Here is a 21,454-nt window from a genome sequence, read left to right on the forward strand (position 1 = left end):
TCAGGAGTGATGGGTGCCGAGTATGGCCAGCAGATGCCGCATCAAATGCCGCCAGGAGTAATGGGTGCTTCAGATGACTGTGGATGCGGAGGACCGCAAATGGGACCTGGAGGATACGGCCCAGGATTTGGAGCAGGCCCAGGGTTTGGAGCAGGCCCAGGATTTGGAGCAGGCCCAGGATTTGGAGCAGGTCCGGGATTTGGAGCAGGTCCGGGATTTGGAGCAGGTCCGGGATTTGGAGCAGGCCCAGGGTTTGGAGCAGGTCCGGGATTTGGAGCAGGCCCAGGATTTGGAGCAGGCCCAGGATTTGGAGCAGACCCAGGATTTGGAGCAGGTCCTGGTTACGGCCCAATGGGCGGGCAGACATTTGGAATGCCGAGAAATTTTGATGAAAGCAGTGAATACGACGGTTAAAAGTGGGGGAGACGATTTATTTAAAAATCGTCTCCTCTCCTATTTGCAAGAACAGTTTCCCTTTAAGATTGATGAAATTAAACCCATTAGAAAACAAGTTTATCTAGTTAGAGCACAGGAACGAGTATTTATTTTAAAAGGATTTTCCTCATATCACCGATTAAAACTCCAGGAAGCCTTTACAGCATCCCTAATAAATGAAGGGTTTGCAAAGACTTATACTTTTTATGAATTTGCAAAAGAACCGCCTCTCTTATACGATCGAACCTATTACGGGTGCCTGGAATATATACATCCATCACCAGATTCTTTTTCTTATCATTTGAAAAGAGATCGATTAGAGGGGCTTGAACTGCTTCAAGCTTTTCATGACACTTCGGAAAAGCTGGTTAACCGCTATCAAACGGTTGTCCCAGCATTCAGGCAAGCGGAAAAATGGAGGGAAAGGGCCTCGCTTTTTCTTAATAATCTTCCTGTTATAAGATACTTTGTCCAGAAGGAAATTATTAATGAACTATTATCGTGGGCTGATTGGTCCCTAAAAGGGATTGAGGAAGAAGATTGGCTGTTTCAGTCAGGAAGGCAGGTTATTCTCCATGGTGATGTAGCACACCACAATTTTCTCAGGGCAAAGAATAAAACCTTGTACCTGCTTGATTTTGATTTGATTGCAAAAGCCACTCCGCACTCTGATTACCTTCAGTATGCTAACCGGATCCTGCCTTTTCTGAGATGGTCTTTTGACGATTTATTAAGATTTCCAATCATAAAGCAGTATATGGAAGAAAAAGGATTCAAGTATGCTCTTGCCTTTCCTACTGATATTTTTAGGGAATGGAATAGAGTCATCAGAGAAAGGTCCTACCTGGACCCGGTCAAAATACGTCCTGTCCTGGATTTGACGGTAGGACAATTTGCAGAAAGACAACGGTTTATTCGAGACTTAAAAAAGGCAGCAGAGGATTAAGAAGAATTTTTTTTATCGTAAAATTGGACGTAAATGACAGGATGAAAGCCTCTCTTCGCTCACAAGCTAAGAAGGAGCATATATGCTCAAAGCTTGTAATATTAGCGAGGGGGGTTTTTCGCTTGCACAAGAAACTAATTGCAGTGCCGCTGGCTGCCTTAATGTCAATGGGATTAACAGGCTGCGGAACAAATGATGAAACTGCTGTTCAGGATCGAAACAACGAACAGGTTCAGCCGATGGGCTATTATTCGAATGAAAACCATGGAAACCGTGGAGGAAATGCCCGGGTTGAAGATGGAACAGATAATGATGGCCCATTGACTGAAATGATGGATCATACCTTTGGCGGGGAAGGAAGAAACAACGGAAACAATAGAAACAACAATAGAAATACACTTCAAGTAAGGGACGAAGATATCAATACCGGAAATCCAACAGTCCCTCTAGCTGATAGGGACCGGAACTTCTTCCAAAAAGACAACCGTTTCAGCCATAGTGATGCGAATTACCATGGGCATCTGGATGACAATACACGCAATGCAAAGAGTTCTTACTATCAAGCTTATGAAGGTGAACTTGCTGAAAAAATTGGTGATGTAACAGCATCTGTTCCAAATGTTGAGGATGTTCGCTCAGTTACCTATGGCAGCGATGTTTTGATAGCTGTAGACCTCGCGGATTATAGCAAGGAAGAGGAAACAAAAGCCGCCATTCATGAAGCGGTACAGCCATATCTTCGCGGAAGATCGACTAAGGTTGTAACGGATGAAGGAACTTTCAGCCGTCTTCGAAACATCGATAACAACCTGCGCGACGGTGGCCCTAGAGAACAAATTGACTGGGATTTAAAAAATCTGTTCCGTAGAGAAAGATAAAATGGATATAGCAAAAGGAGCAAAGCCGCTGCGCTTTGTTCCTTTTTTGTTCATATATCCGTTAGACCTCATTCATTAAGTACAGGATAAACAAGAAAATATTGGTCACACTAATAATAAAGAACAGGGATAGATAATTGCGTAATGGATGCAAATGGCCGAAGTTACATTTTTAATCGAGGTGATCGAAGGTGAGAACCAAATGGGGATTAATCATTGTAGTATTAACCGCTGCTTTTATCACAATTTTTACTGCAGGGGAAAGCAGCATTGGACACGAAAAGGGTGAAACTGTATATGCCCTGGAAAAAGAGAGCAAGGATAATCCCATAGAAGGACCGCTGCATATGAAGGTCATTTTGGAACGATTATACTTGGACGGAGAAGTGAGCCAGGAATCAATCGAGGAAACCATTTGGGCAATGGAGGATTTTTGGGCTAAATATGATCAATGGCAACTTGTTGATATGGACACAGACTATATGGTGTTCCGCCGGCAAATGGATGATATCTCACCTTTATTAAAAACAAATGGTTATTTTGGGCTTACCGAAGATGGCACTTTAACCATATTTAATGGGAGGCCGCATAAAACGAATATAATCCAGTCTTTTTTTCAAATTGATTTAGGGAGACTGGAAAGTACAAAGTGTGAGGAACTGAAGAAGGGTATTCCCATTATGACAAAGGATCGTTATGTTAAGGTCCTTGAAACATTTAAAGATTATTCTACAGGAGAGGCGAATTAATAAAAGATTAAAGACTGGCTTACGCCGGTCTTTATTTTTGTTTACAGCCTGCTGCGGGAATTGGTAGTGAGAAGATGGTAAAAAGTGCGAAAAATCTTTTCATTATATGACCTAAAGTCAATTTGTTTGAAACCTCTATAATTATATTCAAATTTTAATAAATATCGCAACTTTTTTCTTCGTACCCAAATTATTGTATGATACAATGAGGTACAGTTAAATCAGGGGAGCGAAAGGTATTGTTTGAATTTATAAAAGGCAAAGTGGAATACATTGGGCCGGAATATGTTGTAATCGAAAATAATGGAATCGGCTATCAAGTTTTAACGCCCAATCCATTCAGCTATACCCAAGAGTTTGGAAAGGAAGTCAGAATTTATACTTATCATTATGTAAGAGAAGATGTTATGGCTCTGTATGGTTTCCAATCAAGGGAAGAAAAAACACTATTTACAAAGCTATTGAATGTTACGGGAATTGGGCCGAAGGGTGCACTTGCAATCCTCGCATCCGGGGAGCCGGAACAGGTGGTCCAGGCGATTGAAAATGAAGATGAAGCATTTCTTGTTAAGTTTCCTGGAGTTGGAAAGAAAACGGCAAGGCAAATGATTCTCGATCTAAAGGGAAAACTTCCCGATATTGTACCTGACTTTTTCCCGAATTTATTTTCGGCAGATAAAATCCAGCCAGAGCAAAGCGGAGCTGCAGCCGATCTTGAAGAAGCTCTGCTGGCACTGAAAGCGCTGGGGTACTCAGATAAGGAACTGAAAAAAATAACACCAGATCTGAAAAAGGAAAAGCTTGCAACAGACCAGTACATAAAGAAGGCGCTTCAGAAACTTTTAAAATAAAGCGTTTATTTTTTTGATTCAAATCAAAAGTTCGGAACCGGCCCGTTTGCCTTATGCTGATACATAAAGAAGGTGAGATAAGAATGGAAGAGCGGATCATATCCGGCGAGGCAGATATTCAAGATATTTCCTTTGAACAGAGTCTGCGCCCGCAATCACTTAAACAATATATCGGACAGGATAAAGTAAAGGAAAACCTCGAGATTTTTATTAAGGCAGCCAGGATTCGCGAGGAAACTTTAGATCATGTTCTTTTATATGGCCCTCCAGGATTGGGAAAAACCACACTTGCAGCCATTATCGCGAATGAAATGGGTGTGAATATTAGGACTACTGCTGGACCTGCCATTGAAAGGCCGGGAGACTTGGCGGCAATCCTGACTGCATTGGAACCAGGTGACGTCCTGTTTATTGATGAAATCCATCGTCTGCCCCGTTCCATTGAAGAAGTTCTTTATCCGGCCATGGAGGATTTTTGCCTGGATATTGTTATAGGAAAAGGGCCAAGTGCTAGGTCCGTAAGGCTTGACCTGCCTCCATTCACTCTTGTTGGCGCAACCACAAGGGCGGGCTCACTATCTGCTCCATTAAGGGACCGTTTTGGAGTTCTTAGCAGGCTTGAATACTATACAGAGGAGCAGCTTACGGACATTGTTGTACGTACGGCTGAAGTTTTGGATACAGGCATAGATGGGAAAGCTGCCATAGAGGTGGCGAGACGGTCAAGAGGCACGCCGAGAATTGCAAACAGGCTTCTTCGCAGAATCAGGGATTTTGCTCAGGTTAAGGCAGATGGCACTGTTGATGAACAGCTTGCCAAAGAAGCATTGGAGCTTTTGCAGGTTGACCGTTTAGGTCTCGACCATATTGACCATAAATTATTAAGAGGGATTATTGAAAAATTCCGTGGAGGCCCTGTAGGCCTTGAAACGATTGCAGCTACGATTGGGGAAGAAGCACATACAATTGAGGACGTATACGAACCATATTTATTGCAGATTGGTTTTCTTCAGCGGACACCTAGAGGCAGAGTCGTAACGGATCTGGTGTACCGCCATTTTCAAATGGAGGTGCCTGCTGATTGAGCGGGAAAAGAAAAGCGGAAGCCACTCGTTTAGAAGGAGCTGGAGCTGGACATGAGTGGTAAATGGCTGATGATAATTGGTGCAATTATTTTTGCAATCGGATTTTTAAGCCAATTTTTTAATATTGGCAAGCTGCCGGGGGATATTGTAATAAAGAAAGGCAATACGACTTTTTATTTTCCTATAGTGACGTCGATATTGCTCAGTGTTGTTTTATCTGCCATCTTTTATTTTCTTGGCAGGTTCCGGTAGCTCTAAGTATGAATAACAGATAGGGTGACATCATGAAAGTAGATTTATTTGATTTTCATTTGCCGGAGGAATTAATCGCACAGACGCCTTTGGCTGATCGGACAAGCAGCAGGCTGATGGTCCTTGATAAAAAGACCGGTGATATACAGCACGGCGTTTTTAAAGATTTAAAAAATCATCTAAAGGCAGGAGATTGCCTCGTATTGAATGACACAAGAGTACTTCCTGCCAGGCTGTTCGGCGAAAAAACAGGAACAGGTGCAAAGATAGAGGTGCTCCTTCTCAAGCAGCTTGAAGGCGATGCCTGGGAAACGCTGGTAAAGCCAGCCAAGAGGGTAAAAGAAGGAACAGAGATCACGTTCGGCAATGGCAGTTTGACTGCTGTTTGCACGGGAACTTCTGACCATGGCGGCAGGATTCTGGAGTTTAGATATGAAGGGATTTTCTATGAAGTGCTTGAGCAATTAGGGGAAATGCCTTTGCCTCCATATATCAAGGAACAGCTTGATGACCGGGAGCGTTATCAGACAGTTTTTGCCCGCGAACGCGGGTCTGCGGCAGCGCCGACGGCAGGTCTTCATTTTACTGAACAGCTGCTTGATGAAATCAAAGAAATGGGTGTGCACGTTGCTTTCATTACTTTGCACGTTGGACTTGGAACATTCAGGCCTGTCAGTGTGGAGGACTTAAATGAGCATGAGATGCATGCAGAATTTTATCAAGTAACAGAAGGTACAGCAAGGCTGTTAAATGAGGTGCGCGAGCAGGGCGGGAGGATTATCAGTGTGGGCACTACCTCCACAAGGACATTGGAGACAATAGCCTCTGCCTATAATGGCCGATTTGAAGAAGCGAGCGGCTGGACGGATATTTTCATCTACCCTGGCTATAAATTTAAAGCTATTGACGGCATGATTACCAACTTCCATTTGCCAAAATCGACGCTTATCATGCTGGTAAGCGCGCTTGCCGGCAGGGAAAATGTATTGAATGCCTATAATAAGGCTGTAGAGGAGCGCTACCGTTTTTTCAGTTTTGGAGATGCAATGCTGATTTTGTAACTAAGGGAAGAAATTACTATTTGAACTTCGATAACTGTTAAGCTGCGAGCGCTACCGGCGTCAAGCCGGGGCTTTCCGCTTTTCACATGGAAGGAGAACATACAACTTGACTGCAATTCGTTATGAATTAATTAAGACATGCAAGCAAACTGGTGCCCGTCTGGGCCGTGTTCATACACCGCATGGATCTTTTGAAACACCGGTTTTCATGCCGGTTGGTACACTTGCTACAGTAAAAACCATGTCCCCTGAAGAATTGGTGGAAATGGGGGCAGGCATTATTCTGAGCAATACTTATCATCTTTGGCTGCGCCCGGGGCAGGAAATCGTTGAGGAGGCTGGCGGTCTCCATAAGTTTATGAATTGGGACCGTGCGATCCTGACGGATTCCGGAGGGTTTCAGGTATTCAGCTTGAGTGAATTCCGCAAGATCGAAGAAGAGGGGGTTCATTTCCGCAATCACTTGAATGGAGACAAGCTGTTTCTTTCTCCGGAAAAAGCAATGGATATTCAAAATTCGCTAGGCTCTGATATTATGATGGCGTTTGATGAATGCCCACCTTATCCAGCTTCATATGAATATATGCAGAAGTCTGTTGAGAGAACTTCACGCTGGGCTGAACGCTGCTTAAAAGCTCACAAGCGTCCTAATGATCAGGGTCTGTTTGGAATTGTGCAGGGAGGAGAATATGAGGAACTCCGCAAGCAAAGCGCGAAAGACTTAACCTCGCTTGATTTCCCTGGATATGCTGTAGGAGGGTTATCAGTAGGGGAGCCTAAGGATATCATGAACCGTGTGCTGGAGTTCACAACACCCCTTTTGCCTGCTGATAAGCCAAGATATCTGATGGGAGTAGGCTCTCCGGACTCTTTAATTGATGGTTCGATCAGAGGTATAGATATGTTTGACTGTGTACTTCCTACACGCATTGCAAGGAATGGAACATTGATGACAAGCAATGGCCGCTTAGTCGTAAAAAATGCGAAGTATGCCAGAGATTTTGGACCAATTGATGAGAACTGCAATTGCTATACATGCCGAAATTACAGCCGGGCATATATAAGGCACTTAATCCGCTGTGATGAAACATTCGGAATTAGACTTACAACTTACCATAATCTTTATTTTCTGTTAAAATTAATGGAGCAGGTCAGACAAGCGATCAGAGAAGATCGACTTGGTGACTTCAGAGAAGAGTTTTTCGAGCGGTATGGATTCAATAAACCAAATGCGAAAAACTTTTAATAATTAAGCTTTGGTTAAAGCTAATTATTTGATTTAGTACTGTGTTGATTAGAGCGGAAGGCGTGAGACTCCTTGAAAATGCATTCACATTTTTTCGTGCGGTGTTTATTCGAGGGTGCTGGTTCAATGTCCCGCGGGAAAACGTACCCAAGGGAGAATCCGCAGGCGCACGATGCCGCGGTTAGCTGAGTGCCTGCAGCGGAAATCAACATTCAAGTTTATCAGAGCCAATATTTAAAAAGTGAGTGTTCAATTAGATGGAAAATGAGCTAAATTGCTTATTTTTCTATAAGCGGACAACCATTGAAAGGGGGGAAAACAATGGAGTTATTGGGAACACTAGGACCATTATTGCTGATGTTTGTTTTATTCTATTTCCTGTTAATTCGTCCTCAGCAGAAACGCCAAAAGGCAGTTCAGCAAATGCAGAACGATTTGAAAAAGGGAGATAAGGTGGTAACTATCGGCGGCCTTCATGGATTCGTTGATGCCATCGACGAAGACAAAGTAGTCATTAAATGCGGTGACGGCAGCCGTCTTACATACGATCGCGCAGCAATTCGCGAAGTGACGCAATCAACAGGAGATGCATTAGCTAAATCTTAATTAGAAATACGTAAGCGCCTTCGGAACAAGCACAAGACAAACTTGTGACCTAGAGGGGATAGGCGCTGAAACTAGACAACACAAGAAATCAAAAAAGAAGGTCCACTGCGGACCTTCTTTTTTATGCTGTTCTTTTGGAATTAAGATTTACACCAAGAATTCCGCCCATCATGGCCGTGAGCATGAAACACGTATGGTAAATCATTTGTTCCATCGAAAATAGACTATCATGCCCCAAATATTGAAAAAGGAAAATAATCACCGAGTAAATAAGGCCGGTCAGGCCTCCAAGCAGCCAGCCTTTTTGCTTTCCTTTTCCGCCGGAAATGAACCCGCCCGCAAAAAGGGAAACAAATGATACAGCTGTAATAATATACTGTAAGGATGACTCCTGAAGTGATGTAAAACGAAGCAGCAGCGAAAAAATAAGGCTGCCGGCGATGGCGATTGCAAAAATCGCAATGATCCCATAGAGCACGGCACTTCCAAAATTCTTTGACTCCTCTATATTGACCCTCTCCCTTCTGAAAATAAATCGGAATAGCCTCTAAGCCCCACGGCTGTCCAGCTTTTTCCCTAGTACAAGCATATTCACACAAAGAAAATTTAGAATCTAAAAATTACAACGTTTAAGCAGTGTAAGGGATTTAGAAAAAAGTCTCATAAATAATCGGCCGGTGCGAAAGAATAATACAGATTGCATCAAAAGGGGTGCTGTGGTAGTGGAAGAATATTTAATAATTGTTATAAGGACATTATTTCTATATGCAATAATTCTCCTTATATTTAGATTAATGGGCAAAAGGGAGATTGGGGAGCTTAGCATTTTGGATTTGGTGGTTTATATCATGATAGCAGAGCTCGCGGTAGTGGCAATTGAAAATCCTGATTCACAAATCCTAAAAAATGTTTTGCCAATGCTCCTTTTGATGATTGTACAGATTATACTCGCCATTTTTTCTCTTAAAAGCAAAACATTCCGCGATGTGGTTGATGGTAAGCCAACCATCATTATTAACAAGGGAAAAATAGATGAAAATGCGATGAGAAAGCAAAGATATAATTTTGATGACCTGCTGCTCCAGCTAAGGGAGAAAGATATTGCCAAAATCTCTGATGTCGAATTTGCCATTCTTGAATCGTCTGGAACTTTGTCCGTGTTTGAAAAAAAAGACAGTCAAGTCGGCGGCATTACAATACCACTGATTATTGATGGCACTGTTCAAAAAACAAATCTCGAAAAAATTAACAAGAGCGACTTTTGGCTGCGGCAAGAGCTAAGAAAGCAAGGGTATAAAGAGATATCCAAGATCTCGTTCTGCAGCTTTGAAAATGGCCAATTTTATGTAGACTTGCTTGACCACCGCAAATAATTAATTTTACACATTAAAATGGCCAGCCCAAAAGGTGTGAACCAATATCTTTGAGCTGGCCATTGATGTACAGAAATTATCATTATCTAAATGCGAATTTTGAAAGTAATTTTCCAACCAATGGAATCCGAATAAGCTCATTCTTTTTAATTAATCCAAAAATTAACAATAGCAATAAATAAAGGGCAACAATGGCAGCTGAAATAAGAATAACCCTTATAGCTGTATTCATGGTTTGAGGAAGTATTTCACTTAGGAGCCAGAAGCCTAAGCCTCCTGATAAACCCATTGCAACAAACGCTTTTAAATAGTCTCTAACATAAAATGTAAAAGATATCGCTTTTAGAACGGTTGCAAAATGAAGCATCGTAACCAGAACTGTCCCTACCAGGATTCCCATTGCTACTCCGTTAATGCCGAATGCAGGCTGGCTCGCCAGCAGAAATATGACAGCTGTTTTTACGATTGCGCCAATCAAGCTGTTGATCATAGCTGCTCTCGCAAGGTTTAATGCCTGCAAGGTAGCCTGAAGAGGTCCTTGGTAATAATAAAAAAGAAAGAATGGAGCCATTAATTTAATAAAATGTGAACCTCTTGAGGAACCATACATAACCTCCATCAATTGATCGGAAAGGACATACAGAACCACAACTGCCAATCCCCCTGTAATGAATGCAAACCGAAGTGCCTGCTGAAGTCTATATTCAATAAGGCTCATATTATTTTTAGAGTTCGCCTCACTTATTGCCGGAACAAGAGAGGTTGACAGAGAGTAAGTAATAAAAGAAGGAAGCATGAGAAGCGGCATAGCGAAACCAGTTAGCGCACCATATTGCTTCGTAGCAGTTATTGCAGCTACACCGGCTATGGAAAGGCTCTGGGAAACAACGATCGGCTCAAAAAACCAGGCGACAGAACCGATCATTCTGCTTCCGGTTGTCGGAAGGGCAACGGTCATCAATTCGTTAAATGTACTTTTGCCGGACTGAACATATTTAAAAAATTGTTTCCTTACTCTAAATTTCTTTTTTAGTTTAAAAGTGGTCAATAAATAAATTAAAGATGCAAGCTCCCCTATAACAGCTGCTAACATAGCTCCCGCGGCTGCATACTCAATCCCATATGGCAGAAATGCCTTTGTCATAAGGGCAATCAGGCTGATTCTTACGATTTGTTCGATGACCTGGGAATATGCAGCCGGCTTCATATTCTGCCTGCCCTGGAAATATCCCCTTATTACAGAGGAAATGGCAATGATCGGTACAATTGGCGCTATGGCCATCAAGGGCAAATGAGTGCGGTTATCGGTAAATAGCGTTTCTGATAAAAGTGGAGCGAGCAGAATTAAAGCTGGAGTGAAAATAACAGAAAGTGAGATAGTAGTTGCTAATGATACAACTAATATTTTCTTTATTTTTGCTGTGTCTCCCCGTGCCTCCGCTTCGGCAACATTTTTTGAAATTGCTACCGGCAGCCCGAGCTGAGTAATGGTGACAACAAGTATCATTGTAGGAAAAGCCATCATATAAAGGCCGACGCCTTCCTCGCCTATAGAGCGGGCAATAACAATCCGGTTTATAAATCCCAAGACCCTGGTCACCAGGCCTGCAGCCAGCAGGATCATGGTACCTTTCAGAAATTTGGACATTCAACTCCCTGCCTTCTCAAAATGGGTGATATCATATACAATTAACTATATGCAAGAGAGTGGACAGAGCATGACAAGCTAGGATAATTTCCGTGAGTTCAATAGAAAGAAATTGGCGGGGAGGCGGCTGAAAATGAAGATCGGCCATGAATATGATTATTTTCGGACTGAAGTAAAGCCAGCGTTGGAGAGTAAATTAGATGAATTTCGACTGCTTGGCTATGAAAAAGTGACAGAGCAGGAGCTATGGGAATACCTTATCAAGAAAAAGTGGAAAAAACCAAACGGAAATGTCAGGCTATTCAAAATTGTTGAGGAGATAATGGCTGTAAAAGTAAGTGAATACATCCATTATGCTACAATTGAAGCTTTTAAAGGGACGGGCTTTGCTTTGGATAGCGAAGAAGACAGAAGAGAACTTTTGAAATAATTTGGATGTTCCATATTTTTTCAATTTTTAACATAAACTAAGACAAATTGACAGGTTTTGCAATCTGTTTCATAATTAAACGTGGAGTTTAATGGCCTGAACAATCAATCTAACTATAAACACATATATGCAAGTGTGAACGATTATGGCGAAAGAAGGCCCTGGCTGGAAACGAGGGAGTCTTTTGAATGCCTGGTTGCATTAAGTTTGTAATGCGATTGTCTTTGTAAGCCCGTTCTACAAAAACATAATGGCAAAATTGCTATGATACCAGTTTCATTTTATCCTGCATTAACGGGCAGTAAGCCCCCCAATGATTGAGTTTCACTTTATATGCCTGTAGCGGGCGAGTAGCTAAGGAGGATTTATACATAATGGTAAAGCGCAGCCGTATCGTTGCTTTCTTCCTCATTGTTGTATTGATAGGAAGTTTGGCAGGGGCAACGACAAACAACATTTTAAAAAATATTAAGCTTGGCCTTGATTTGCAGGGTGGCTTTGAGGTGCTCTATGAAGTTTCTCCTGCTGAAGATGGCCAAAAGATTGATAAAGAAGTTTTAGCAAGTACTGCTGAAGCTCTGGATAGACGGATAAATGTCCTTGGGGTCAGTGAACCCAATATCCAAATTGAGGGTGATAATAGAATCCGGGTACAGCTTGCAGGAGTAACGGATCAAAACAAGGCCCGGGAGATCCTTTCCACGGAAGCAAATCTTTCGTTCAGGGACGTAAATGACCAGAAGATGATGGATGGATCCGACCTTGCAGAAGGCGGAGCAAAGCAAACCTTTGACGAAAATGGCAAACCTAGTGTTTCCTTGAAACTGAAAAGTGCAAGCAAATTTAAAGAAGTAACCGAAAAAATTGTCAATATGGGACCTCCTAATAACTTGCTTGTTATTTGGCTTGATTTTGAGGAAGGCAAAGATTCCTTCCAAGCTGAAGCCGGGAAAGAAGATCCAAAATATTTATCTGCACCACAAGTAAGTCAAATTTTTAACCAGGATACGGTTTCCATTGTCGGAAACTTTACTATTGATGAAGCTCAAACGCTGTCAGACTTATTGAATGCTGGTTCTCTGCCTGTACAGCTTGATGAAGTATATTCCACATCGGTTGGCGCAAAATTTGGGGAACAGGCAATGGATAAGACCATTCTTGCCGGTATAATTGGAATAGCCATTATATTCCTTTACATGATTGCTGTATATCGTTTCCCAGGACTTATCGCAACAATCACACTATCATTTTATATTTATCTCATCTTACTTATATTTGACTGGATGAATGGGGTATTGACTTTGCCAGGTATCGCCGCACTTATTTTAGGGGTGGGTATGGCTGTCGATGCGAATATCATCACATACGAGAGAATCAAGGAAGAAATGAAAGTGGGAAGGACGATTAAATCAGCTTTCCAAGCTGGAGGAAAAAATTCCCTTTCTACAATTTTTGATGCCAATATCACAACCATACTTGCCGCTACCGTATTATTCCTTTATGGGACAAGCTCTGTAAAGGGGTTTGCAACCATGCTTATTATTAGTATTCTGGCAAGCTTTATCACAGCTGTATATGGATCAAGGTTATTGCTTGGATTATGGGTAAATAGCAAATTCTTAAATAATAAGCCAGGATGGTTTGGTGTCAAGAAAAACGAAATGAAGGATATTGCTGAGAACTTTGACACACTTGATTTGCCTACAAAGTATGATAAGTTCGACTTTGTTGCACACCGAAAAAAATTCTTTATTATTTCTGGAGCTTTGATTGCTGCTGGAATAATCATTCTTGCTGTTTTTCGTTTGAATCTTGGAATTGACTTTTCAAGCGGAACACGTATTGAATTGCTTGCAAATGATTCTTTGACTAAAGAAGAAGTGCAAACACAACTGTCTCAAGTTGGTCTTGTAACAGATGATATTGTCATTTCCGGGAACGACAAAGAAATTGGGGTAGCCAGAATAAAGGATGTCCTTACAAAAGACGAGATTGCTGATATGAAGTCACACTTCAAGGAAGAGTTCGGTGCCGAACCAAATGTCAGCACGGTTTCTCCTACTGTCGGAAAAGAACTTGCCAAAAATGCGCTAATCGCGTTAGTAATAGCATCAGTTGGCATTATAATCTATGTTACTATCCGCTTTGAAATTTACATGGCGATCGCGGCGGTTATAGCTTTACTCCATGATGCATTCTTTATCATCGCTGTCTTTAGTTTTACGAGGATGGAAGTGGATTTAACATTTATTGCCGCAGTATTGACCGTCGTTGGTTATTCGATTAATGATACAATCGTTACCTTTGACCGGATGCGGGAAAATATGCAGAAAAAGAAAAAGCTCAAGACATTTGAGGATATTGCTGATGTTGTAAACCGAAGCCTGCGTCAAACGCTTGGCCGTTCCATTAATACAGTATTGACGGTTGTAATTGCCGTTGTGGCCTTGCTTATTTTTGGAAGTGAGTCGATCAGAAATTTCTCCTTTGCGCTCCTTATCGGTTTGATTGCCGGTACGTATTCATCCATATTCCTTGCAGCACAATTATGGGCCGTTTGGAAAGGTAAAGAACTGAAGAAAAAAGGCGTTATTAAAACTGTTAAAGAAAAAAGGAAAATCAGTGACGAACCGCAAGTTTAATATCTTCATTAGAAAAACCTCAGGCTAAAAACCTGGGGTTTTTGCTTATGCGGATTAGTGATATATACAATTTAAAGCTGGCAAAATAGAAGCATTTTAGGGCTGCTGTTTAGCAAAAAAGGTTAATGATTCCGTAAAATAGGATAAACTAACAACAAGTCCAGGGAGGAAGGAAGTTTAACGTTGGAAAAAAATGATCGTTTTAAGAAAGCTGAATTTGCTGCGATGATTGGCATCGTTGGCAATATTGCGCTTGCTGCTCTCAAATGGGGAATTGGTGTTTATTCGGGAAGTAAGGCATTGGTAGCGGATGCTGTACATTCTGCCTCGGATGTCGCAGGTTCCTTTGCCGTTTATTTGGGATTAAGGGCCGCAAAGCAGCCGCCTGATGAGGACCATCCATATGGGCATGGAAAGGCTGAAATGATCGCAGCCATAATCGTTGCCGTTTTATTGTTCCTGGTAGGGATAGAAATAGGCAGATCATCATTTGAAGCATTTTTTTCACCGATTGAACCGCCTAAGACCATTGCGATTGTTGCGGTTATAATTTCAATAATTGTAAAGGAAGCGATGTTTCGGTATAAGTTCAATTTGGGAAAGAAGTTAAATAGCGATGCTTTAATTGTAAATGCCTATGAGCATCGGTCGGATGTTTATTCTTCTATCGCAGCCCTAATAGGGATTGGCAGTGCTGTCATAGGCGGAAAAATGGGTATTGGATGGCTGGAATATGCAGACCCTGTAGCTGGGATTATTGTTTCGCTCATGGTTATTAAAATGGCATGGCATCTTGGCAAAGAGTCAATACACAGCACTCTTGATCATGTCCTCCATGAGGAAGAGACGATTGAGATGCGCAAAACTGCCGAATCTGTAAACCATGTAAAAAGAATAGACGAATTGCATGCAAGAGAACACGGTCACTATGTGATTGTTGATATCAAAGTGTCTGTTAACCCTAATATGAGTGTAGAGGATGGCCACCGGGTTGGCAAAGAGGTTAAACGCAAATTGCTTGAGCTCGAAAATGTCCAAAATGTCTTTGTCCATATTAACCCGTATAGCGAAGAGGGGTAACCTAGAGACAAATGTAAGGGGAGAGGATTATGAAATTTCAATGGGCTTTATTATTTGGTTTTTTATTTGCCTTAATAGTAGCAGTATTTGCAGTCATCAATGTCGATGATGTAACTGTAAATTATTTATTTGGGGAAAGCCAATGGCCATTAATTCTGGTGATCTTAAGTTCAGTTTTGATGGGCGGACTCATTGTCGGCTCAGTCGGCATTGTTCGCATGTACTCCTTGCAAAGGCAAGTGAAATTGCTTAAAAGAGAAAATGACAAACTAAAAGCGGGACAGGACAAACCGGAAGATAGCCGCAAAGAAAAATTGGAAAAAGAATTGGACAGGGATATTCATTAGTTGAGGGGAGGGCCTGGACTATTAGTTCAAGCCCTTTTTAGAATTTTAGTGGCCATTAAATTGGGGAAGCTGATGATATATTTTAAAGGTTATTGATATATAACCAAACTTGATGAGATACTATGGAAGTTGTTGATATTTCTTCTAAAGTTGATGATTTCAATAAATAAACATGTTAATTTCAGTGAGTGAATGCTTTATTGCTTTTGCAATTCTTTTAGAGATTTTTACGATTTTTGAAGTAAAGTATACTTTTTTATAGTATTTATAGAGGACTAGCCTGCAGTTCCTGAAGAAATAGTCCAGCTGAGCCGCAACAGGCCCAATCCACACTTTCCCCTCCCACTTTTCTTTTTCCAAAAATGTATGGAATATCACGATTTTCTTTTATTGAAACGCCAGTCCCCCTCTTGTATAATTAATAAGCTGAGGGGTGAACGTATGTTACATTCAAGAACGCGATGGATTGTTCGGCAAACACAGGAAGACAAAGTACAGCAGCTTGCTAAAGAATTGAATATTGCTCCTCTTGTTGCGTCGTTATTAATAAATCGCGGAATGGATACCGTTGAATCAGCACGGTATTTTTTATTGGATAAAGACCAGGAATTTCATGATCCTTTTTTAATGACAGATATGAAAATAGCTGTCTCCCGAATAAAAGAAGCGATTGACAAACAGGAGCCAATTTTAATATTTGGTGATTATGATGCGGACGGCGTTACAAGTACCTCTGTCATGATGATGGCACTAAAGGACCTGGGGGCCAATGTCCAATTCTACATACCGAATCGTTTTACCGAAGGCTATGGGCCTAATATACCAGCCTTTACACATGCCGCTGAGACAGGCATTGGTTTAATTATAACGGTAGATACAGGGATATCAGCAGTTAATGAAGCGAGAGCCGCAAAAGAGCTGGGAATGGACCTAATCATAACGGACCATCATGAGCCCGGGCCAGTGCTTCCTGAAGCATTGGCGATCATCCATCCGAAACATCCTGAGAGCAAGTACCCTTTTCGGGAATTGGCAGGTGTTGGAGTAGCATTTAAGCTTGCTCATGCGTTATATGGGGAAATGCCAGCCCACCTTTTGGAAATCGCTGCCATAGGTACAATTGCTGACCTTGTTTCACTTAAAGGGGAAAACAGGCTGATTGCCAAGCGAGGGATTCGAAAGCTTAATTCGACTCAAAATATTGGATTAAATGCCTTATTTAAAGTAGCAGGGGTAGAGCTTCCCGCCATTACGGAAGAAACCATCGGCTTCTCGATTGCACCGCGCCTTAACGCAGTTGGCAGGCTGGAAAGCGCAGACCCTGCAGTCGACTTGCTATTGACTGATGATCCTTATGAAGCTCAAACAATTGCCGAGGAAATTGAACAGTTAAATAAAGAAAGACAAGCTATTGTCAATGATATCGCAGAACAAGCTATTAATGAAGTTGAAACCAAATTTCCAATCAGCGAAAATTCTGTGATTGTTGTAGGCAAGGAAGGATGGAATGCTGGAGTTATCGGAATTGTAGCCTCCAAGCTTGTAGAAAAGTTCTATCGGCCTACAATCGTCCTTAGCTTTGATTCTGAAAAAGGGCAGGCAAAGGGATCTGCCCGAAGCATAGAAGGTTTTGATTTATTTAAAAATCTATCTGAATGCCGGGATATTCTTCCCCATTTTGGAGGGCATCCTATGGCTGCCGGGATGACGCTGGAACTTAACTCAGTTGATGAGCTTCGCAGCAGGCTGAATAAACTTGCAAATGACCAGCTTACAGAAGAAGACTTTATCCCGGTAACAACGCTGGATGGGGTCATTGATCTCAAAGATATCAGTCTGTCCTCAATTGAAGAAATGCAATTGCTTTCTCCATATGGCATGGGAAACCCCAAGCCGAAAGTTATGATTAAAGATGCAAATATTGCTGGCATAAGAAAAATCGGTTCCGAACAGAATCATATTAAAGTAACAATTGAGAACGAAGGCTCTTCCCTAGATGGGATTGGCTTTGGACTCGGGCATTTATATGAACACATTTCACCTTATTCCAAGCTATCTGTTATTGGTGAGTTATCGATTAATGAATGGAATAATAACAAAAAGCCGCAAATCTTTTTGCAGGATATGGCAGTACACTCTTGGCAGCTGTTCGACATACGCAGTGTAAAGCGGCTTGAAAGGCTTCAAAGCGTTATTCCTGAGCAAAACACAATATGGATCTTCTTCAATGATGAAAACATTCCCAAATTTAGGACATATGCCGGCCATAAAATGGTCAAAATAAATTCTATAGAGGAAGCTTCTTCTATAGAGCTGGATCATGCAAATATTGTTTTGGCAGACTTGCCTCCTTCAAAAGAAGTGCTGTCCAATTTATTCTCGGGTAAAATTCCTGCTAGAATTTATGCGCATTTTTATAAAGAAGACAGCGATTATTTTAGTACTTTGCCGACCAGGGACCATTTTAAATGGTATTTTGCTTTGCTTGCTAAAAAGGGGCCCATTGATATAAAGCGGTATGGCAATGATATTGCCAAGCATAAGGGATGGAGCAGAGAAACGGTAGATTTTATGTCACAAGTGTTTTTTGAATTGGATTTTGTTAAAATAAACAATGGTGTTATATCCTTAACCAATACATCGAATAAACGTGATTTGGCTGATTCACGAACTTATCAGCAAAAACAGGCACAATATACTCTTGAGAGCGATTTGCTCTATTCATCCTTTCAGCAGCTCAAAGACTGGTTTGATGAAATTATGCAAGGGGCTGTTAAATTTGAGGAGGCAAAGGAAGAAAAATGGACTTAAAACAGTTTGTAACAATTGTTGAGGACTGGCCAAAGCCAGGAATTAAGTTTAAAGATATTACAACATTAATGGATAATGGCGATGCTTATAAATATGCGACTGACCAGATTGTTGAATATGCACGTGAAAAACAAATCGACCTGGTTGTCGGGCCAGAAGCCCGCGGTTTCATTATTGGCTGTCCGGTAGCCTATTCTTTGGGAGTGGGATTTGCGCCTGTTCGTAAGGAAGGCAAGCTTCCGCGCGAAACGGTCAAGGTAAACTATGGCCTTGAATACGGCAAAGATGTGTTAACTATTCATAAAGATGCAATCAAACCTGGACAAAGAGTTTTGATCACTGATGACCTGCTGGCAACAGGCGGAACGATTGATGCAACAATTAAGCTTGTCGAAGAGCTTGGCGGAGTGGTAGCAGGGATTGCATTCCTAATCGAATTAACATACTTAGATGGCCGTAAAAAACTGGATAACTACGATATCCTGACATTAATGCAATATTAAAACCATCCAATTATACTTCAGGAGAGCGCCGGACGAAACGGGCGCTCTTTTTAATTTAATTTAATTTTTAATGCCCAATATAAAGGGCTTTCATTGCCAATAATGGAAATATAAAAAGAATTTCCAACAAAATACGACAAAATTTTTGCTATTCCCATAAAAATAACAGTCTATCCCTTTACATCTGCACTTTTTTTTTCGATAATAGTAGCAATCATTAATTTTTTATTAATTATAAAATTTTTTTATATAATTTTTTTTAAGAGAAAAAGCATTATGCATTTGCATAAAATTTAGTGAGATAAAGGTGATTCCATGGCGAACGATCAAGTTCTGACCGCCGAGCAAGTCATCGACAGGGCAAAAGAATATTTAAACGATGAGCATGCAGAGCTTGTAAATAAAGCATACGAGTTTGCCAAGCATGCCCACCGTGAACAATATAGAAAATCCGGTGAGCCTTATATTATCCATCCCATTCAAGTGGCCGGGATTCTGGCAGATTTGGAGATGGATCCATCTACGGTCGCAGCCGGTTTTCTTCACGATGTGGTTGAAGATACCGAAGTCTCATTAGAGGATATTAAGGAAGCCTTCAATGCCGAAGTGGCAATGCTTGTCGATGGAGTAACAAAGCTAGGAAAAATTAAATATAAATCCCAGGAAGAGCAGCAGGCTGAAAACCATCGGAAAATGTTTGTAGCGATGGCGCAGGATATTCGTGTTATTTTGATTAAGCTCGCAGATCGCCTTCATAATATGAGGACTCTTAAACATTTGCCGGCTGAAAAGCAGCGCCGCATTTCCAATGAGACGCTTGAGATTTTCGCTCCCCTGGCCCACAGGCTGGGAATTTCAAAAATTAAATGGGAGCTGGAAGATACAGCTCTTAGATATTTAAATCCGCAGCAATACTACCGGATCGTTAATCTGATGAAGAAGAAAAGAGCGGAACGTGAAGAATATTTGGATGATGTTATTAATGTCATGCGGGGCAGGATGGCTGAAGTTTCTATTAAAGCCGAAATATCAGGCCGTCCCAAACATATTTATAGCATTTACCGTAAAATGGCCCTTCAAAACAAGCAATTCAATGAGATTTATGATTTGCTGGCAGTCCGTATTGTTGTGAACAGCATAAAAGACTGCTATGCAGTGCTTGGCATTATCCATACATGCTGGAAGCCTATGCCCGGCCGTTTTAAAGATTATATTGCCATGCCTAAGCAGAACATGTATCAATCTCTTCATACTACGGTTATTGGCCCGAAAGGCGATCCTCTTGAAGTTCAAATCCGTACTTTTGATATGCACAGAATTGCAGAATTTGGTATTGCTGCTCATTGGGCTTATAAAGAAGGCAAAAGAGTAAATGAAGGATCTTCCTTTGAGGAAAAGCTGACCTGGTTCCGCGAAATACTGGAATTCCAGGATGACGCAGTAAATGCTGAAGAGTTTATGGAATCACTGAAGATCGATTTATTTTCGGATATGGTCTTTGTATTTACTCCGAAAGGGGATGTCATTGAGCTTCCATCTGGCTCAGTGCCGATCGATTTTGCTTATCGAATCCACTCGGAGATAGGAAATAAGACGATTGGCGCCAAAGTGAATGGCAAGATGGTAACTCTTGATTATAAGCTGAAAACAGGCGATATCATCGAAATATTGACATCGAAGCATTCCTACGGACCTAGTCAGGACTGGCTTAAGCTTGCACAGACAACCCAGGCTAAAAACAGAATCAGGACCTTCTTTAAAAAGCAAAGAAAAGAAGAAAATGTAGAAAAAGGGAAAGAGCTTGTTGAAAGAGAAATCCGAAATATGGATTTTGATTTGAAGGAGATTTTAACACCTGATAATGTTAAAAAGATTGCTGAAAAGTTCAATTTTGCCAGCGAGGAAGATATGTACGCTGCTGTTGGCTATAACGGGGTAACAGCTCTGCAGGTTGCAAATAGGCTTACCGAGAAATGGCGCAAAAAACGCGATCTTGAACAAACCTCTGGTATTACAAATGCTGTTTCCGAGCTGAAGACGTTCCCGTCTGCAAAAAAACGCGAATCCGGCGTCAGGGTATCAGGCATTGATAACCTGCTGATTCGCCTTTCCCGATGCTGCAATCCGGTTCCGGGGGATGAAATTGTCGGATTTATTACAAAGGGCAGAGGGGTGTCCGTCCACCGTGCTGATTGCCCAAATATCGATACAGTTGATGCGAAACAAAGGCTAATACCGGTAGAGTGGGAAACTGCATTAAATGACCGGAAAGAATATAATGTTGAAATTGAGATTACCGGATATGACCGCCGGGGATTATTAAATGAAGTATTGCAGGCAGTAAATGAGACAAAAACCAATATATCTGCTGTATCTGGACGATCTGACCGCAATAAAGCGGCTACGATCAATATGTCTATCGCGATTCACAATGTTAGCCACCTGCAAAAGGTTGTTGATCGGATTAAACAAATCCCTGACATATATGCCGTTAGAAGAATAATGAACTAG

At 41.4% G+C, this 21,454-nt stretch carries 19 protein-coding genes and 1 pseudogene; 18 read left to right on the plus strand and 2 right to left on the minus strand.

Going from position 1 to position 21,454, the window contains the following annotated elements:
* From DFO73_RS28765 to yajC, 10 genes and pseudogenes are all read left to right on the plus strand, one after another.
* Positions 1–414, plus strand: a pseudogene (locus DFO73_RS28765) (hypothetical protein); the annotation flags it as partial.
* Positions 368–1,381: a phosphotransferase gene (locus DFO73_RS17610; RefSeq protein ID WP_258309562.1), complete on the plus strand. Its 1,014-nt coding sequence runs from the start codon at positions 368–370 to the stop codon at positions 1,379–1,381. The pseudogene DFO73_RS28765 and the gene DFO73_RS17610, both read left to right, overlap by 47 nt.
* A gap of 122 nt (positions 1,382–1,503) precedes the next feature.
* The gene (locus tag DFO73_RS17615) at positions 1,504–2,259 is read left to right on the plus strand and encodes a YhcN/YlaJ family sporulation lipoprotein (protein ID WP_110066034.1); all 756 of its coding nucleotides are present in this window, start codon (positions 1,504–1,506) and stop codon (positions 2,257–2,259) included.
* Positions 2,260–2,450: 191 nt separating this feature from the next.
* Positions 2,451–3,008, plus strand: a complete 558-nt coding sequence (locus DFO73_RS17620; RefSeq protein WP_110066035.1) for an intercompartmental signaling factor BofC — start codon at positions 2,451–2,453, stop codon at positions 3,006–3,008.
* A 239-nt stretch (positions 3,009–3,247) separates the two neighbouring features.
* Entirely contained in the window at positions 3,248–3,859 is a 612-nt protein-coding gene (ruvA, locus tag DFO73_RS17625; protein WP_110066036.1) for a Holliday junction branch migration protein RuvA, read from the plus strand.
* Between the two features lie 83 nt (positions 3,860–3,942).
* Positions 3,943–4,944 carry a Holliday junction branch migration DNA helicase RuvB gene (ruvB, locus tag DFO73_RS17630; RefSeq protein ID WP_110066037.1) on the plus strand — a complete coding sequence of 334 codons (1,002 nt, stop codon included), beginning with the start codon at positions 3,943–3,945 and terminating at the stop codon, positions 4,942–4,944.
* A 51-nt stretch (positions 4,945–4,995) separates the two neighbouring features.
* Positions 4,996–5,196 carry a DUF2905 domain-containing protein gene (locus DFO73_RS17635; RefSeq protein ID WP_110066038.1) on the plus strand — a complete coding sequence of 67 codons (201 nt, stop codon included), beginning with the start codon at positions 4,996–4,998 and terminating at the stop codon, positions 5,194–5,196.
* A 32-nt stretch (positions 5,197–5,228) separates the two neighbouring features.
* Positions 5,229–6,257: a tRNA preQ1(34) S-adenosylmethionine ribosyltransferase-isomerase QueA gene (gene queA, locus DFO73_RS17640; protein ID WP_110066039.1), complete on the plus strand. Its 1,029-nt coding sequence runs from the start codon at positions 5,229–5,231 to the stop codon at positions 6,255–6,257.
* Positions 6,258–6,363: 106 nt separating this feature from the next.
* The gene (gene tgt, locus DFO73_RS17645) at positions 6,364–7,503 is read left to right on the plus strand and encodes a tRNA guanosine(34) transglycosylase Tgt (protein ID WP_110066040.1); all 1,140 of its coding nucleotides are present in this window, start codon (positions 6,364–6,366) and stop codon (positions 7,501–7,503) included.
* Between the two features lie 321 nt (positions 7,504–7,824).
* On the plus strand, positions 7,825–8,109 hold the full coding sequence (gene yajC, locus DFO73_RS17650; RefSeq protein ID WP_026585343.1) for a preprotein translocase subunit YajC: 285 nt from the start codon (positions 7,825–7,827) through the stop codon (positions 8,107–8,109).
* A gap of 121 nt (positions 8,110–8,230) precedes the next feature.
* Here yajC and DFO73_RS17655 read toward each other — a convergent pair whose 3' ends face one another.
* Positions 8,231–8,587 carry a TIGR04086 family membrane protein gene (locus DFO73_RS17655; protein WP_258309563.1) on the minus strand — a complete coding sequence of 119 codons (357 nt, stop codon included), beginning with the start codon at positions 8,585–8,587 and terminating at the stop codon, positions 8,231–8,233.
* Positions 8,588–8,831: 244 nt separating this feature from the next.
* Between DFO73_RS17655 and DFO73_RS17660 the strand changes: the two genes are divergently transcribed.
* Complete coding sequence (locus tag DFO73_RS17660) at positions 8,832–9,482, plus strand: DUF421 domain-containing protein (protein ID WP_110066042.1); 651 nt, start codon at positions 8,832–8,834, stop codon at positions 9,480–9,482.
* An 82-nt stretch (positions 9,483–9,564) separates the two neighbouring features.
* On the opposite strand, the gene spoVB is transcribed toward DFO73_RS17660, so the two are convergent.
* Positions 9,565–11,130 carry a stage V sporulation protein B gene (gene spoVB, locus DFO73_RS17665; protein WP_110066043.1) on the minus strand — a complete coding sequence of 522 codons (1,566 nt, stop codon included), beginning with the start codon at positions 11,128–11,130 and terminating at the stop codon, positions 9,565–9,567.
* Positions 11,131–11,263: 133 nt separating this feature from the next.
* Here spoVB and DFO73_RS17670 point away from each other — a divergent pair, with 133 nt between their 5' ends.
* The 7 genes from DFO73_RS17670 (at position 11,264) to DFO73_RS17705 (ending at position 21,454) form a co-directional block, all read left to right on the plus strand.
* Complete coding sequence (locus DFO73_RS17670) at positions 11,264–11,560, plus strand: post-transcriptional regulator (protein ID WP_110066044.1); 297 nt, start codon at positions 11,264–11,266, stop codon at positions 11,558–11,560.
* Between the two features lie 374 nt (positions 11,561–11,934).
* On the plus strand, positions 11,935–14,202 hold the full coding sequence (gene secDF, locus DFO73_RS17675) for a protein translocase subunit SecDF (RefSeq protein ID WP_110066045.1): 2,268 nt from the start codon (positions 11,935–11,937) through the stop codon (positions 14,200–14,202).
* A 183-nt stretch (positions 14,203–14,385) separates the two neighbouring features.
* Positions 14,386–15,282 carry a cation diffusion facilitator family transporter gene (locus DFO73_RS17680; protein WP_110066046.1) on the plus strand — a complete coding sequence of 299 codons (897 nt, stop codon included), beginning with the start codon at positions 14,386–14,388 and terminating at the stop codon, positions 15,280–15,282.
* 29 nt (positions 15,283–15,311) lie between these two features.
* Complete coding sequence (locus DFO73_RS17685) at positions 15,312–15,629, plus strand: LapA family protein (RefSeq protein WP_110066047.1); 318 nt, start codon at positions 15,312–15,314, stop codon at positions 15,627–15,629.
* A 441-nt stretch (positions 15,630–16,070) separates the two neighbouring features.
* A complete protein-coding gene (gene recJ / locus DFO73_RS17695; protein WP_110066049.1) occupies positions 16,071–18,440 on the plus strand; it encodes a single-stranded-DNA-specific exonuclease RecJ in 2,370 nt (789 codons plus the stop codon).
* The gene (locus DFO73_RS17700) at positions 18,431–18,943 is read left to right on the plus strand and encodes an adenine phosphoribosyltransferase (RefSeq protein WP_110066050.1); all 513 of its coding nucleotides are present in this window, start codon (positions 18,431–18,433) and stop codon (positions 18,941–18,943) included. Before recJ ends, DFO73_RS17700 begins: the two co-directional genes overlap by 10 nt.
* Before the next feature lie 315 nt (positions 18,944–19,258).
* A complete protein-coding gene (locus DFO73_RS17705; protein WP_110066051.1) occupies positions 19,259–21,454 on the plus strand; it encodes a RelA/SpoT family protein in 2,196 nt (731 codons plus the stop codon).

The organism is Cytobacillus oceanisediminis (assembly GCF_003182355.1).
GTDB classification, from domain to species: domain Bacteria; phylum Bacillota; class Bacilli; order Bacillales; family Cytobacillaceae; genus Cytobacillus; species Cytobacillus oceanisediminis_A.